The following is a 15041-nucleotide window of genomic DNA, read 5'->3' on the forward strand; positions in this document are numbered from 1 at the left end:
TCGCGACGATAGATGGTGCCGCCTTGAGCTTGCCGCTACCGCGATCTACTGGTCATCCCGCGGTGCGCGCGGTCGCCGGTAGCTGGCGACCGCGCTCTTGCCGATTTGCGGGAAGTCGCGACGTTGCCGTGAAGATGCATCCATGACCCACGACGAGCTGCACCAACGACTCCAGAGCGACCTGCACCGGCTGACCACCGAGATGCACGTCCCCGGCGTCTCCGTCGCTCTCGCCTGCGGACCCCACGTGGTCGAGGCGACGTCGGGAGTGGTCAACACCCGCACCGGCGTCGTAGTCACCCCCGACGCCCTGTTCCAGATCCAGTCCATCACCAAGATCTTCACCGCCACCCTGGTGATGCAACTCATCGACGAGGGCCTGGTGGAGCTCGACGCGCCCGTGCAGACCTACCTGCCCCAGTTCCACACCGCCGACGCGCAGGCCAGCGCAAGGATCACCGTCCGACACCTGCTGACCCACACCGCAGGCTTCGAGGGCGACCTGTGGCAACCCACCACGGCCGGCCCTGACGCGCTGGAGCGCTTCGTCGCCGACCTGGTCAGCAAAGCCCGTCAGTACAGCGCACCTGGACGGTACTTCTCCTACTGCAACGCCGGGTTCGGCACCCTGGGACGCCTCGTCGAGGTCCTGCGCGGTGCCCCCTACGAACAGGCCCTGCGGCACCACCTCAGCGACCCCCTCGGCATCGAAGAACTCGCCTTCAGCGCCGAGCAGGCCCTGGCCTTCAACACCGCCATCGGACATGTGCGGCCCACCCCCTCCACCCCGCTGCGTCCCACCCGGCAATGGTCGCTCACACCCCCCTCGAACCCGGCCGCGGGCAACCAGCTCGCTATGTCCGCCCGCGGGCTGCTCAGCCTGGGGCGCCTCTTCCTGACCCGCGGAGCGGCCCGCGGATCGGCCCGTGGATCGGCCCCCGACGGCGCCCGACTCCTTTCCTCCGAGGCGGCCACCCTCATGCTCCAACCCCAGCTGCAGCACCGCCCGGCCGTCCCAACACCTTCCTTCCAAGGACTGGGCTGGCGCCTGCCCCGCCCCGGGCTCGCTGAGCACGGCGGCGGTATGCCCGGGGTAGCGGCCCTGCTCGCCATCGCCCCCGACCAGGACCTGGCCGCGGTCGTGCTCACCAACTCCGACGACGGCGCACGACTGGCCCGCCGGCTGCTGGACCCGCTCTTCGCCGACCTCGCCCACGTAGCACCCGCCTCGCCCCTCCGCACTCCCGAAGCCGGCATCCGCGTCCTGGACACCGAGCCGTTCCTCGGGCGCTACTCCACGCGGCAGTCCTGCTTCGAGGTCACGGACGACGTCGAGGGCCGGCTCTGGATGACCAGCCACCCTTGCCACGAGGCCGCGGCGATGAGCGACGCGGCTGGGTTCACCCCCTCAGTCGAGCGCAACGAGATCCGTCGCCTGGCCCAGGACACCTTCGCCGTGATCGACGACCGGGGTCAGGCCACCCGCACCATCACCTTCCTCGACGCAGATTCCGACGGTGGCTTCCACCTCCTGGCCACTGAACGAGCGGCCCTCAGGGTCGACCGGTAACTCCCCACCGCCGTGGCTGCCGTGACGACCACACGGCAGCGATGTCACGGTCATCTCGCGTTCCGGTGAACCCGCGACGTGGTGTCGGTAGCGCTGGATACGGTGCGCCGAATGCGGTGGATACCGGTCGTGGTCCTGTGCCTGGTGCAGTTCGTCGACGTCCTAGGGGTGACCAGCGCCCTGACCGCCCTACCGGTCATCACCACTGCCCTGGGCGGGACACCGGCAGCGACGACAGTGACCGCCACCGCCTACGCGTGCGCGTTCGGGGGCCTGCTCATCGCCGGCGCCCGCCTCGGGGACCGCTACGGCCACCACCGCATCCTGCAGGGCGCCGTCCTCGCCTTCGCCGCCGCGTCCTTGGCCGGGTCCTTGGCCCCCAACCTGTGGCTGGTCGCCGCCGCCCGCGCCGGGCAGGGGGCGGCGGCCGCGGTGTGTGTCCCAGCGGCCCTGCACCTGCTCATCACCACCAGCCGGGCCGGTGGGTTCACGGACAGCGCTTTGGCGGCGTGGAGTGCGTGCGGGGCTGCGGCCGGGGCCAGCGGTTACCTCGTCGGTGGGCTGCTGACCCAGGCTGCTGGGTGGCGATCAGTGTTCTGGATCAACGTGCCCATCGCTGTAGCTCTACTAGTGGCTGTGCGGTTCCAGGTCCACCCTGCTCCCACCACGACGTCCCCCGCTCCTTCGGACTCAACGACCAGAGCAGGTGCACGCCCGCGGATCAACGCGACCGGCGCGGTCCTGCTGCTGGTCGCGGTCAGCGCCATCGTGGGCGCCGCTTCCCTGCTGGAACAGGCCAGCACCCGCCGTGGCGCCCTGCTGCTCCTCGGTGCCGGTGTGCTGGTCGCGGGGGTCTTCATGGAGCAGCAGCAGCGCAGTACCGAGCCCCTGGTCCCAGCGCCGACGCTGCGGCTGCCGAGCCTGCGGATCGGGTCGCTGGTCTCGGGGGTGAACACCGCCACCACCAGCGCGGTGGGGGTGCTGGCCACGTTCCTGCTCCAGCAGCACCTGGGCGCCAGCGCTCTGGTGGCGGGGTTGCTGCTGGTGCCCTTCAGCCTGGCCGTGGTGGCCGGATCAGCTTCGACGAAGACCCTGGCACGGTCGCTGAGCGTGCAGCGGCGGGCCCTGGCCGGACTCGCAGGCATCGGCGTCGGGTGTGTGGTCCTGGCGGTGACTGCGGGCACCTGGTGGGGTGTGGTGGCCGGGGTCAGCATCACCGGGGTGGGTCTGGGGGTGGCTTCGTGGCGGCAACCTCCATCGGCACCGACGTCCCGCCCGAGCTGGTCGGAACCGCGGCGGGGGTGGTGAACACCGCCGCGCAGTTGGGTACCGCGGTGGGGGTCGCGGGGCTGGTGGGACTCTCCTTGGCGGTCACGGGGGCGACGGGGAACGCGGTGGCGGGGACGGCGTGGGCGTGGGTGGGCGCGGCGGTGCTGGCGTTGGGAACCGTCGTCTACCTGGCGTCTGCTCGAGGTGGTCGAGTGAAGCCGTGACGATCCCCGCACCGCCAGGACGACTTCACGGTCATCCCGCCGTCCAAGCGGTGCGTGTCCGTTGAGCTGTGCTCAGGCTGCACAGTCACCGCAGATCAGCGGGCCGCTGCTGGTGGCGTGCAGCTGACTGCGGTGCACGACCAGGAAACAGCTGGTGCAGGTGAACTCATCCAGCTGAGCCGGCAGCACCCGCACCATCAGCTCTTCCCCGGACAGGTCCGCGCCGGGCAACTCAAACGACTCCGCCGTTTCGTTCTCGTCCTCGTCGACGCGCGAGGATCCGGTGGAGGTCGCGCGGTGCTGCTGCAGCTCCTCCAAGGACTCGTTGCCCTCCTCGTCGTCGTTGTTCTTGCGGGGTGCGTCGTAGTCGGTCGCCATCTCGGTACCTCTTCCGTGCTCTGACCATCGTTTGCTCTGTCCGTGTTCGGTGCCCGCGCATCATGGCGCCTGCGGGGCCAGGGCACTCGACTTGAACGCGTTGAACGCCGCGCAGCGGCGATCCCCCTGTCTAAGGGGACCGCCGGGGTGGGCTGAGGCCAGCCTGGGCGCTGACCGCTCAACCGCTCCTCACTCCCACCACGCAAAGCAGGGAAGCGATGTAACAGAAGTGACGGCTGAGGCGATAGGCGGTCGAGACGCTGCTTCCACCGCAACCGGGGGGATGCCGGAGATGGCGACTCGACCCGCTGTCTGGCCCTGTTTGTCGTGGGCCAGTGCAGTGATCATCTCGTGCAGGTCAGCGGATTGGCCCCGTTCGGGGATGCATCCGACCCGCCCGAGCTGGTTGCCTCGATGCATCGGGGGTTGATGGCCGGGCGCGGGGGGATGCGCCCGGCCATCGGCATCTGCATCTGCATCTGCACCGTCCTCATCTGCACCGTCCTCATCTGCAGCGCCGTCTTCCCCACGTCCCACGCTTCATCCGAAGCTTGCGCCAGCGACTTCAGCGACTTCAGCATGCCCAAGGCCTCGGGGTGAGATCGACTAGCTACTACTTGCGCTGTCCCCCCGGAGCGGGTGAGGGCTGGTCGTGTCCCCCATAGCGCACAACCAGCCCCCGGCCGCACTTCACGCAGCGGCCAACGATGGTCAGCGCGCACGTCAACGCACGGTCATCCCGCTGACCAGGACGAGGTCAAGCGTTCAGTCTTATCGAGAAGCACGAGCGCTCGGTCAGGGCAAGGACCGCGGTGTCGCACTCCTGGTGCCGTATCGCTGGATCGCTCGGGCCTCAACCGCTCGGAAGACACCCCTGCTCACGAGCAGCCTGGCGAGAGGGAGACATTGAAAACGCGTGGTGAGGGTTTACAACGTAGGCTCAGTTGTACCGAGGGCTTGTCGAGCGCTGGTTTCGCACCGGGCGCCGTTCGCGGTGGACGTCTCACCGAGGCGCACTGAGGTAGCTGCCCCCTTTGACGACACTCACCAACGGCTGACGTCCATCCCCAGGTCATACCGGCTCACCAACAGCTCAATCTTGCGGTGACCACCACAGCCCGCCGACAACGCCGCTGAAGATGATGCCGTTGGGCGCATCACTGGGGATGACTTCACCAGCCGCGGATGACGCCAGTGGGTAGCTCACGCCACCCGCCGCGTCAGGAGGGTCTCAGGGCAGCTGCAAAGGAGATCTGCATGCGCAACGACACCGCCCTCGTAGAAGCCATCGCCGGCCTGGCCCAAGCCGCCACCACCGACTTCGCCGTCGACGACATGCTCCGCGAACTCGCCGAACACGCCGCCACCGCCCTCGGCGTCGACGGCGCCGGAGTCATGGGAATCAGCGACGAAGACGGACAACGAGCCCGCGGCCGCTTCGTCCACGCCGACCACCTCACCCTCAAAGCCGAACAGTTGCAGGAACTCCTCCAACAAGGCCCCTGCCGGGAGGCGATGGACCGTCAAGAACCCATCGCCATCGCCGACCTCACCCACGAACAAGACCGCTGGCCCCAGTTCACCCCCCAAGCCCTCACCTCCCACCTACGGGCAGTGATCGCCCTACCCTTATTGAGTCGGGGCCGGGTCTGGGGCAGCTTGGACCTCTACCGCCACCAACCCACCCCCTGGACCGCCGACGACCTCGCCGGGGCCCAACTGCTGGCCAACGTCGCCGTCTCCTACCTCGTCATGGCCTACGACCGTGACCAAGCCCGCACCGCCCACGAGCAGATGGCCCACCGCGCCCTGCACGACCAGCTCACCGGCCTCCCCAACCGGGGACTGCTCTACGACCGCATCGAACACGCCCTGGCCGCCGCTACCCGCCGCGGCGGTAGCATCGCGTTGGCGTTCATCGACCTGGACCGCTTCAAGACCATCAACGACACCTTCGGCCACCAGACCGGCGACCACGTCCTGATCGAAGTCACTCAACGCCTGGGCGCGACCCTGCGCACCGGCGACACCCTCGCCCGCCTGGCCGGTGACGAATTCGTCCTGCTCTGCGAGGGACTCCCCCACGACCCCGCCACCCTTGAGACCATCATCGCGACCGTGACGTCCCGCCTGCGCGCCGTCATGAGCCCACCCATCCGTCTGGACGGTATCGACGTCGTCGTCTCCGCCAGCATCGGCATCAGCGTGGTCACCTTTCCTGCTGTGATGCCCCCCGACAACCTCACTCCCGCATCAGGCCCAGACTCAGATCTGGTGGCCGATCTGCTGTCAGCTCCAGCCGGTGCTGCTGCTGGTGGTGGTGCTGCTGGTGGTGGTGCTGCTGGTGGTGGTGCTGCTGGTGGTGGTGCAACCATCAGTGGAGCCAGTATCGGAACCATCACCGCCCAGGATCTGCTGCGTGATGCCGACACCGCCATGTATGTCGCGAAGGAGAACGGCCGCGACGCCGTGGCCCGCCGCGACCACCACGACAACGCTGCCACCGCCTTCACCCGCCAACTCAGCCGCGACGTCGCCCACGCCATCGCGCGTCACCAGCTGCTGCTGCACTACCAACCCATCATCAGCCGCGATAGGCCTGACGGCAACAACGGCAACAACGGCAACAACGGCCCCGACACCGACACGGCAGACCCGGGCGGGCACGGCGGCCGGATCAGTTCCGTTGAAGCGCTACTGCGCTGGGAGCACCCCCAGCACGGACTGCTCACCGCCCAGCAGTTCCTCGCCCCCGCCATGGCCACCGGCGCCCTGACCCACCTTGGCGCCTGGGTCATCGACACTGCCTGCCGCCAGCTCGCCACCTGGCGCGCTGAACTCGGTGCAGAGGCACCCGAGGTCGTCTTCTGCAACATCAGCCCCCGGGAACTCTCCAACCCCCACCTGCAGACCGTCATCACTACCAGCCTGGCGACCCACCACCTCGCACCTGCCGACCTGGGCCTGGAAATCCTCGAAGAAGCCTTTGCTGACCCGCTCCTGGTCCACACGCTTGAGCAGTTGCAACAGCAAGGTCACCCGCTGGCCGTTGACGACTTCGGCACCGGCTACTCTTCCCTGTCCCGCCTGCTCGTCCTCCCCGTCACCCACGCCAAGATTGACAAGTCCTTCATCGCCGGCCTGCCCGCAGATCCCCGTTCCCGCGGCCTGGTCGAGGCTGTCCTGACCGTCGCCGCGAAGCTCGGGGTCGACGTCATCGCCGAAGGTGTCGAGACCACCGCCCAACGCGTCTACCTCACCGATGCCGGGGTTCATCTGCTGCAGGGATACGCCCTGGCCTATCCCATGCCCGCTGAGGAGGTCACCGCCTTGCTGCACTCCACCCCGCGGCCCTGAGCACCGCCGCAAGGGTCAGGCGCCGCAAGGGTTAGGCGCGCGAGAACACCTGCACCACGTCAGCTGCGGCCTGCGCTGCCTTCCTCATGGGTGACCATCCACAACGGAAGGTCCGCTCGGTGAGCGTTGCTGCGATCCTGGGGTGTTGAGATGTTCCTCAAGTTTGGTGGTATGAGCTTCAAGTCGTGCGCCGAGTTCTTTGCTGAGCGGGTCCAGCTGATCGCAGGAGATCGCCGCGATGCGCGCGACGTCGCTTAGCCAAGTGGTGACGACCGCCCGATCCTCGGCAGCAGCTTCGGCATGTCCATCCTCGGCGTGTTCATCCCCGGTCGGTGTGGCCGCGACCCGTTCGATCCGAAGCGCTGCCGCCTCCACTACAGCAGCCCTTTCACGCACCGCCGCGATCACCATCTGCAAACTGTCCGGCACCTCAGTCATCGTCGTCTTCTTCCTCACAGGGTGGGGCTACTGGCAGCGTTGCCGCTCCTGACAGCAGCTCTTAACAGGGACCTTCGCCATAGGTGCCCCTCACAGGGTGAAACGACTGACCAGCGTCTGCAGCTGCGCCGCACTGCGCGACACATCCGCGGCCGTGGTTGCGGTGTGCGACGCCGACGTCGTGGTCTCTACCGCCGCCGCCGCGATCCCCGAGATGTTCGCCGAAATCTCCTGACTTCCCGTCGAGACCTCGGTGACGTTGCGGACCATCTCCGCCGTCGTCGCCGACTGCTCCTCCACCGCCGCCGCGATCGTCGCCTGCAACCCATCGATCCGCGAGATCACCTCCGCGATCTCCGCGATCACCGACGTCGCCGCGGACGCATCCGCCTGGGTGGCGTTCACCTTCGCCACGATCACCTCCGTGGCCCGCGCGGTCTGCTGCGCCAGTTCCTTCACCTCACCCGCCACCACCGCGAAGCCCTTACCCATCTCCCCCGCCCGGGCCGCCTCGATCGTGGCGTTCAACGCGAGCAGGTTCGTCTGCTCCGCGATCGTCGTGATCAGCTTCACCACATCACCGATCTCACGACTCGACGCGCCGAGACGCTCGATCGTGGTCCCGGCGTCGCCGGCAGCGGCCACCGCGGTCGCCGCGGTCGAGGAGGCCTCCGCGGTGGAGGTGGCGATCTCGTTGATCGCCGCCGTCATCTCCTCCCCCGCCGCGGCGACGGTGCCGATGTTCGCGCTGATCTGCTCCGTGGCGGCGGAGACGACCTGCGACTGCGCCGCGGACTCCTCCGCACCCGAGGAGAGCTGGGTGGCGACCGCGGTCAACTCCTCACTCGAGGCGGCCAGCGTGGTGGCGTTGTCGGTGACCTCCCGCATCACCGCGGCCAGGCTGTCCATGGAGGCGTTGGTCGCGGCGGCCAAGCGCCCGACCTCGTCCTTGCCGACGTGGTCGATGCGCTGGTCCAGCCGGCCCTGGGCCAGGCCCTCGACCACGGTGACGGTCTTCGCCAGCGGGCGGGCAATCGACCGGGCGATGAATGTCGAGATCAAGATCGCCAGTAGCAGCGCCGTCCCGGCGCACCCGGCGAGGACAGCAACGGCCTGGTGGTAGGCGGTCCGGGCGTCGGCGGCAATGGTCGTCGCGGCCTGGGTCTCCACCGAAGTGAGCTTGCTGATGGCCTCCTGCACCGTCGTCGCAGCCGGGACCGCGGTGGCGGTGCGCTGAGCAACGAACCCGTCCAGGTCGTTGGCCTGGGCTAGGGGGATCAGTGTCTGCACAGCGGTGCGGTAGGTGGCCAGCGCGGTGGTGTAGGCGTCTTGTTGGGCGGTGGTGCTGTCGGGGCTGGTGCTCAGGTACGCCGTCCACGCCGCATCCAAGGCCGTCTGGTCGGTGCTGAGCTGGTTCAACGCCGCGGTGGTACCGGCCGTATCCGGTGCCAGTCCGGCGTTGGCGATGTCGAGGCGGACCACGCCGAATGCGGTCTGGACCTTGTCGCTGGTGTCCACCGACCCAATTCCGGAAGTGGCCAGGTTGTCCAGGTTCGCCTGCGCCTGTCCCAGCCGGATGATGCCCAGGACGCTGATGACGACCAGCAGCAGCGAGACGATGCCGAAGCCGGCGAACAACTTCGAGGAGACCCGCAAGTCCCGCACTCGAGAGAACATGACAACCGCCCCACCATCAGCAGCGCCCCGCGGGCACCAGACCCGTCGAGAATCGACGCGGGACCCGTCGGCCTTGAGTAGTTGCCGCGAAAATTTTCTAGAAGCCAGATTCCTCTCCACCCGCCGGTCGCTGCAGGCCGGTCACTACAGGCCGGTCGCCGCAGCCTGCGGGGTGCAAAACCACAGACCTGGGGTCAGGTCGGGAGTCGCTGCCGCGTGAAGCTGTGAACAGCTGTGATGGTCCCCAGAGTCACCCGAGGTCGCTGAGTTGGCGATGGTGACGACCCGATCGAAGGAGTGTCAATGCATCCACATGCGGATGCAACCGCACCTCGGAAGGTTTCCGTAATGACCTCGATCTCCAACGCCACCAGCACCAGCTCGCTCTGGGCCGCCCAGCAGCAGACCCGTCCCACGCCGCCCAACGACGGCAAGGATGGTCCGCTGGCCTCGGTAAGCTCGCTGCTCGGTTCCAGCGTCGAAGACCTGCAGACCGAACTCGCCTCTGGCAAGAGCCTGAACGACATTGCCGATGAGAAGGGCGTCTCGCACGACGACCTCATCAAGGCCCTCAAGGCGGGCATGCCGGCCGACGCGCCGAGCGGGGTCGACCCGACGCAGATGCTCGAGCAGATGGCCGCGCAGACCGGCGGTCCGCAGCCTCCCGCCCCGCCCGCCGGTCAGGGCCTCGGCGCTTCGGTGACTTCCGAGAGCGGTGTCCTCACCGGGTCGGTGACCGAGCGCCAGCAGAACCTGCTGGACCAGCTCTCCGACCTGCTCGGCACCGACTCCGATGACCTGGTCGCCGAACTTCAGGGGGGCTCCAGCCTGCTGCAGATGCTGCAGGATAGGGGCATTACGAAGTCTTCCGCTGCCGAGACCGTGGGGGAGGGTTTCCTCGTCGATGCCAAGGCCTGACCGCTCGACCGCCTGACCGCCCAGCGCTGTTCAACGTCACCGACCGCAGAAACGTGATCCTGCTGGAGCGTCCCAGCAGGATCACGCTTCTTCATCCAGCGTGACACCAAAAGGCGGCGGCAAAGCCGCGGACAGCCGAGATCAGGTGGGAACGGCTGGTCCGGCCGCAGGATCGGGTGCTGGGCTTAAGAGCGACCGGCAATAGGCGGGGGCCGGCGGTCAGGTTGGGACGCTCCTCATGGCGAGGAGCCCACCGCGCGGCGGCACCGGCAAGGAGTCCACCGCGCGGTGGCACCGGCGAGGAGTCCACCGCGCGGTGGCACCGGCGAGGAGTCCACCGCCGTGCAGGCAGGTGGGCCCGCCGTCTACTACCGGTCGCTGTTAAAGCGCAGACCAGATGTGTCGATACCGCTGCCATGACGCTCCAGCTGGTCCCCAGCCCCGCACCCGCCGATGCGTCTGCCCCCACCAGCGGCGAGCAGCCCACCCCATCCGTGGTGCACCACGGCTCCGAGCCCGCCTGGGCACCATGGGCGGCCTTGGCAAACCACGGCAAGATCATCATCGAAGACGGCGACGGCAACCGCTACGTCGTGATCGCCGAAGCACGCCTGAACGCTCTCGAAGCTGCAGCTCTCTCAAGTGACGTCACCCCAACTCCCGCAGCGGTGCGGCTGACCGCACGAGAACAAGGAGTCCTACAGCTCATCGCCGACGGCCATCACGGTGCGAGCGCAGCCGCGCACCTGGGCCTGGCCGTCAATACCGTCACTCAGCACCTGGTCGCCGTACGACGCAAGTACGCCGTGACCTCGACAGCAGCGGCGGTGGCCCTGGCTCGTGAGGGTGAAGTGGTCACCTGAGCTCAAACCCACTCCCGTCGCAATGACCGCCAAACGGTCACGCAGGGGAGAGTCTCGGCGACTGCATTTGAGGCCTTGAGAGCGACCGGCAGTAGGCGGCGGGCCTACCTGCCGCTCTGCGGTGGACTACGCCGAGGACGCTGCCGAGGTGGGCTCCTCACCGCACGCAACGCCCCAGCGTCACCGTTGCCCTGCGTCTATCGGTACCTAATGAGAGCTACCGGGTCGGCCTTGGGGCAGACTCGGTGCCGGTAGCCGCCGGTGGGTGAGCACTCACGGAACCAGGACACCCTTCAGGGAAGTCCTATTGACAGACCGTGGCCCCGCCGGTGGTTGGGAGAGGTGATCGCTGATGGGATGTCGTGCCCGCCGCCTGGCGTGAGCACTTGATCATTAGGTTGCTGGGTCTCTCCCACGGGCTGCTCGAAGGAGACGCTGTCGAGGGCAGAGGAGAACGACATGTTGTTCGTCGGAGACGACTGGGCCGAGGACCACCACGACGTGGAGATCCAGGATGAAACCGGCCGCCGGCGGGCGAAGGCCAGACTTGAGGAAGGCATCGCCGGGGTCGCCCGACTGCACGCGATACTGGCCCAACACGCCGGCCCTGACGCCGATCCGGATCAGGTCATGGTGGGGATCGAGACCGACCGCGGTCCGTGGGTGCAGGCACTGATCGCTTCGGGGTATCGCGTGTACGCGATCAACCCGTTGCAGGCGGCGAGGTATCGAGAACGCGGCAGCGTTTCCGGTGCCAAGAGTGACGCCGGTGATGCGCACGCGTTGGCTGACATGGTCCGCACGGATGGCCACCAACTGCGCATAGTCGCCGGGGACAGCGACCAGGCCGCAGCGATCAAGGTGGTCACGCGGGCGCACAAGACGCTGATCTGGGAGCGCACTCGCCACGTCCAACGACTGCGGCAGGTGCTGCTGGACTTCTTTCCTGCTGCCCTGCAAGCATTTCCTGATCTCGCCGGGGCCGAGGCGTTGGAGTTACTCGGCAAGGCTCCTGACCCGGCGGCTGCCGCGCGGTTGAGTAGCACGCAGATCACCGCTGCCCTCAAACGTGCCCGGCGTCACCACGTGGATGACAAGACGCAGGCGATTCGTGCGGCGTCGCGCACCGAACACCTCGGTCAATCCGTTGCGGTGACCGCGGCCTACGCCGCCACGGTCCGCGCCCAAGTGGCGATCCTGAGCACGTTGCAGGTGCAGATCGTTGCGATGGCCGAGCAGGTGCAGGCGCATTTTGGTGAGCACCCGGCCGCTGAGATCTACCTCAGTCAGCCCGGTCTCGGTTTGTCCTCGGCGCCCGGGTGCTTGCCGAGTTCGGTGACGACTCCGTCCGCTACGGCGATGCCCGCGCCCGCAAGAACTACGCCGGGACCAGCCCGATCACCCGCCAGTCGGGCAAGAAGAAGGTGGTCGTGGCCCGCTACGTCCACAACGACCGGCTCGTAGACGCTCTCGGACGTCAGGCCTTCGCGGCGATGGTCGCCTCACCGGGCGCGCGGTCCTACTACGACCAGCTCCGCAGTCGTGGAGTCGGCCATCACGCCGCGTTGCGTCAGCTCGCCAACCGCCTGGTCGGCGTCCTGCACGGGTGTCTGAAGACGGGAACCCTCTACGACGAGGCAACTGCCTGGTCGCATCACGCCGCCTGCCCCGAGCCCGCAGAACACGCCGCCGCCCCGGCAGCAGCTTGACATCAAACAGCATGGGATGTCTGTCAAGCTCCGTGAGACACGGCCTCGTCACGCGCTCTGAATCTGAGCCTCCCGGCTTGGTTCGTTGATCCACGCCGCCGCCGGCAGAGCGGGCGGGTGCGGTCGGCGGCCGCCGAACCGCTCCAGATGCGCGGCGTAGGCCGCGTCCAACGTGGCCTGACGTGCGGTCTGGACCTGCCCGACGGTGCCGAAGTGCACCGACGCCGGGGTGTGCAACCCGATCCCAGAGTGGCGGTGCACGTAGTTGTAGTGCCTGAAGAACACCTCGCAGAACTCCCGCGCGTGCTCGAGGCTCTCGAAGCGGTCAGGGAAGGCCGGGGCGTACTTCAACGTCTTGAACTGAGCCTCGCTGTAGGGGTTGTCATTCGACACCCGCGGCCGCGAGTGCGACCGGGTGACACCGAGATCGACGAGGAGCTGCGCGACCGGCTTCGACGTCATCGACGTCCCGCGGTCGGCGTGGACGACATCGGGGATCTCGTGGTGACCCATCGCCTGCTCGATCATGTCCTTGGCCAGGTCGGAGTCCTCACGGGCCTCTACCCGCCAGGCGACGACGAAGCGGGAGTAGATGTCGATGACGACATACAACTCGTAGTAGACCCCGCGGGCGGGGCCGCGGAGTTTGGTGATGTCCCAACTCCAGACCTGCCCGACCTTCACCGCGACCAGCTCGGGTTTCATCTTCGCCGAATGCGTGGCGTGGATGCGCCGGTCGCCGGCGATCCCGTTGCGCCGCAGCAGACGGTGGATGGTGGACTGTGAGCAGAGGTAGGTTCCTTCGTCGAGCAGCATCGCCCACATCTGGGCGACGGACTTGTCCACGAACCGCTTCGAGGCCACCAGGTCCAGGACGTCCTGCTCCTCGTTCGGGCTCAACGCGCTGGCTGGGCGGGGCCGCCGCCGGGCCGGTCCAAGCCGTGGTCCGTGAACGTCGCGGTAGTGCGAGGCGCGGGCCCGGCCCAGCAGCTGACACGCCCGGCGCAGCCCGCCCAGGCGCCCGGGTAGGGCGTCGGCGAGGGCCTCGACGGCGGGATTGATCACTGCTGAGGCGGCTTGGGCGTGCCCGTGCTCTCGGAGAGTTTCTCCAAGAGCTCTTGTGCTTTTCCCACGATCTGCAACGCCGTCCGGGTCCGGTCCAGGTCGGCTTCGGCCTTCTCGGCCCGGGCCCGCAGTTCGGCGATCTCTTTGTCCCTGGGGTCGGGTCTGCGGGGTTGTAGGGCGTTGTTCGCGCCGGCTGCGGCGGTCTTGCGCCAGCCGATGAGGTGGGTGTCGTAGAGGCCTTCACGGCGCAGGATCTTGCCGCGTTCCCCGCGCGGTGCGGCGTCGTACTCGGCCAGGATCCGGGTTTTGTACTCGGCGGTGAACGTGCGCCGGCGTGCTCGGTCGGCGCGGGGTCCGGGCTCGGCGGGGCCGGTCGGGTCGGGGCGGTCTGTGCTGTCCACGTCAGACAGTGTCAGGGTCACGGGTGGTGTCTCGCTTCTCGCCCTACGGCAGTGAGTGGATCGGTACTGCGTGTCTCACCTCAGCCTGACAGGGAGGGTTGACCGCCAACCGCAAGACGTCGCCAGTGACGTCGGTGCTCAGGTGCACTGGTCCCTTCGCATGGACCACGGCGTTGGTGATGAGCTCGCTGGCCAGCAGCAGCGCCGCCTCGCACGCGCGTGGGCTCAGTCCCCAGGCGCGGTAGCGGCCCTGCAATGCGTTGCGGGCGTGTCGGGCAGCGCTGAGGTCGACGGCCAGCGCCAGGTCCAGGGGGTGACCGGCGAGCCGGCTGCCGCGTCGTAGGTCGTCGGACCGACCTCTTCCTGCGCTGCTTCCACCCGCGACGGGCGAGGTGCACCGCCGAGGACAGTGTCGTGCGGAGCTGCGGCAGGTACCAGAGCTGCCATCGGTGTGAGGGACCGCTTACATCTCGAACCGTCCCGCCTGGGGTGAGCTGCCGGTGGAGGTGGTGATGAGCTCGGTGGCGATGTCGACGATCTTGCGGTTGCTGGACTGGCTGACGCTGCGCAGCACCGCGAAGGCCTCCGTGGCGGTGCAGCGCTGGCGGGTCATCACGATCCCCAGCGCCTGGTCGATGGTGCTGCGGGTCTGCATCGCGGTGTGCAGCTGGTCCACGATGCTGCTCTGCTGCGCGGCGCGCAGGGTCAGAGCCAGGGACACCTGGGCTTGGGCGGCCAGCGTGATGAGCTCTGCGCGCACTGTGTCGCCGAAGGCGTGAGTTTCGCGGGAGTAGGAGTTCAGCGCCCCCACGGAGGCGCCGGCGACCAGCAGCGGCACGGACAGGCTGCTGAGCACTCCGTGGGCCAGGGCGTGGGAGGTGTAGCTGCCGAAGCGTTCCTCGGTGGCCACGTCGTCGATGCTGACGACTTCGCCGGTGCTCAGAGCCTGCAGGCAGGGCCCCTGATCCAACTTGTACTGCACCTCGTCCATGACGCCGGCCAGGGGGTTGCTGACCGCCACGCTCAGCATCTCGTGGTCACGGCGCAGGGTGATGCCGACCCCGGCGATGACGGGGCTGACGCGCTGGACGATCAGGACCAGTTCGTCGAGGTAGGTCTCCACCGTGGGGGTGTTCAGGACCAGCTGCAGCAGCTCACCGGAGATGTCAGGC

13 protein-coding genes and 2 pseudogenes are annotated in these 15041 nt (G+C 68.0%); 8 read left to right on the forward strand and 7 right to left on the reverse strand.

All coding sequences use genetic code 11. The features are described from left to right. The first annotated feature begins 142 nt into the window (after window positions 1–142). The 3 genes from OG218_RS01175 (at window position 143) to OG218_RS01185 (ending at window position 3063) form a co-directional block, all read left to right on the forward strand. Window positions 143–1570: a serine hydrolase domain-containing protein gene (locus tag OG218_RS01175; RefSeq protein ID WP_328291376.1), complete on the forward strand. Its 1428-nt coding sequence runs from the start codon at window positions 143–145 to the stop codon at window positions 1568–1570. A gap of 111 nt (window positions 1571–1681) precedes the next feature. Next, window positions 1682–2878, forward strand: coding sequence for an MFS transporter (locus OG218_RS01180; protein WP_328291377.1), 1197 nt, complete (start codon window positions 1682–1684; stop codon window positions 2876–2878). Next, a complete protein-coding gene (locus OG218_RS01185; protein ID WP_328291378.1) occupies window positions 2812–3063 on the forward strand; it encodes a hypothetical protein in 252 nt (83 codons plus the stop codon). The genes OG218_RS01180 and OG218_RS01185 overlap by 67 nt, the downstream gene beginning before the upstream one ends. A 72-nt stretch (window positions 3064–3135) precedes the next feature. Here OG218_RS01185 and OG218_RS01190 read toward each other — a convergent pair whose 3' ends face one another. Together OG218_RS01190 and OG218_RS01195 are read right to left on the reverse strand one after the other, a co-directional pair. Beyond that, window positions 3136–3441 carry a DUF4193 domain-containing protein gene (locus OG218_RS01190; RefSeq protein WP_328291379.1) on the reverse strand — a complete coding sequence of 102 codons (306 nt, stop codon included), beginning with the start codon at window positions 3439–3441 and terminating at the stop codon, window positions 3136–3138. A 344-nt stretch (window positions 3442–3785) separates the two neighbouring features. Further along, window positions 3786–4022, reverse strand: a complete 237-nt coding sequence (locus OG218_RS01195) for a hypothetical protein (protein WP_328291380.1) — start codon at window positions 4020–4022, stop codon at window positions 3786–3788. Between the two features lie 754 nt (window positions 4023–4776). Here OG218_RS01195 and OG218_RS26490 point away from each other — a divergent pair. Together OG218_RS26490 and OG218_RS01205 are read left to right on the forward strand one after the other, a co-directional pair. Further along, window positions 4777–5118, forward strand: a pseudogene (locus tag OG218_RS26490) (GAF domain-containing protein); the annotation flags it as partial. 75 nt (window positions 5119–5193) lie between these two features. Then, on the forward strand, window positions 5194–6798 hold the full coding sequence (locus tag OG218_RS01205; RefSeq protein ID WP_328291382.1) for a putative bifunctional diguanylate cyclase/phosphodiesterase: 1605 nt from the start codon (window positions 5194–5196) through the stop codon (window positions 6796–6798). 84 nt (window positions 6799–6882) lie between these two features. Here OG218_RS01205 and OG218_RS01210 read toward each other — a convergent pair whose 3' ends face one another. Together OG218_RS01210 and OG218_RS01215 are read right to left on the reverse strand one after the other, a co-directional pair. Beyond that, window positions 6883–7254, reverse strand: a complete 372-nt coding sequence (locus OG218_RS01210) for a hypothetical protein (RefSeq protein ID WP_328291383.1) — start codon at window positions 7252–7254, stop codon at window positions 6883–6885. Window positions 7255–7326: 72 nt separating this feature from the next. Beyond that, a complete protein-coding gene (locus tag OG218_RS01215; RefSeq protein WP_328291384.1) occupies window positions 7327–8901 on the reverse strand; it encodes a methyl-accepting chemotaxis protein in 1575 nt (524 codons plus the stop codon). Between the two features lie 360 nt (window positions 8902–9261). Here OG218_RS01215 and OG218_RS01220 point away from each other — a divergent pair, with 360 nt between their 5' ends. From OG218_RS01220 to OG218_RS01230, 3 genes and pseudogenes are all read left to right on the forward strand, one after another. Continuing rightward, the gene (locus OG218_RS01220) at window positions 9262–9831 is read left to right on the forward strand and encodes a hypothetical protein (RefSeq protein ID WP_328291385.1); all 570 of its coding nucleotides are present in this window, start codon (window positions 9262–9264) and stop codon (window positions 9829–9831) included. 416 nt (window positions 9832–10247) lie between these two features. Beyond that, the gene (locus tag OG218_RS01225; protein ID WP_328291386.1) at window positions 10248–10694 is read left to right on the forward strand and encodes a LuxR C-terminal-related transcriptional regulator; all 447 of its coding nucleotides are present in this window, start codon (window positions 10248–10250) and stop codon (window positions 10692–10694) included. A gap of 459 nt (window positions 10695–11153) precedes the next feature. Beyond that, window positions 11154–12403, forward strand: a pseudogene (locus OG218_RS01230) (IS110 family transposase). 48 nt (window positions 12404–12451) lie between these two features. Here OG218_RS01230 and OG218_RS01235 read toward each other — a convergent pair. From OG218_RS01235 to OG218_RS01245, 3 genes are all read right to left on the reverse strand, one after another. Further along, complete coding sequence (locus OG218_RS01235; protein WP_328296203.1) at window positions 12452–13465, reverse strand: IS3 family transposase; 1014 nt, start codon at window positions 13463–13465, stop codon at window positions 12452–12454. Then, window positions 13465–13869 carry a transposase gene (locus tag OG218_RS01240; protein WP_328291387.1) on the reverse strand — a complete coding sequence of 135 codons (405 nt, stop codon included), beginning with the start codon at window positions 13867–13869 and terminating at the stop codon, window positions 13465–13467. The genes OG218_RS01235 and OG218_RS01240 overlap by 1 nt, the downstream gene beginning before the upstream one ends. A 463-nt stretch (window positions 13870–14332) precedes the next feature. After that, the gene (locus OG218_RS01245; protein WP_328291388.1) at window positions 14333–14992 is read right to left on the reverse strand and encodes a GAF and ANTAR domain-containing protein; all 660 of its coding nucleotides are present in this window, start codon (window positions 14990–14992) and stop codon (window positions 14333–14335) included. Window positions 14993–15041 lie beyond the last annotated feature (49 nt).

Origin of the sequence: Kineococcus sp. NBC_00420 (assembly GCF_036021035.1) — a bacterium.
Classification (GTDB): domain Bacteria; phylum Actinomycetota; class Actinomycetes; order Actinomycetales; family Kineococcaceae; genus Kineococcus.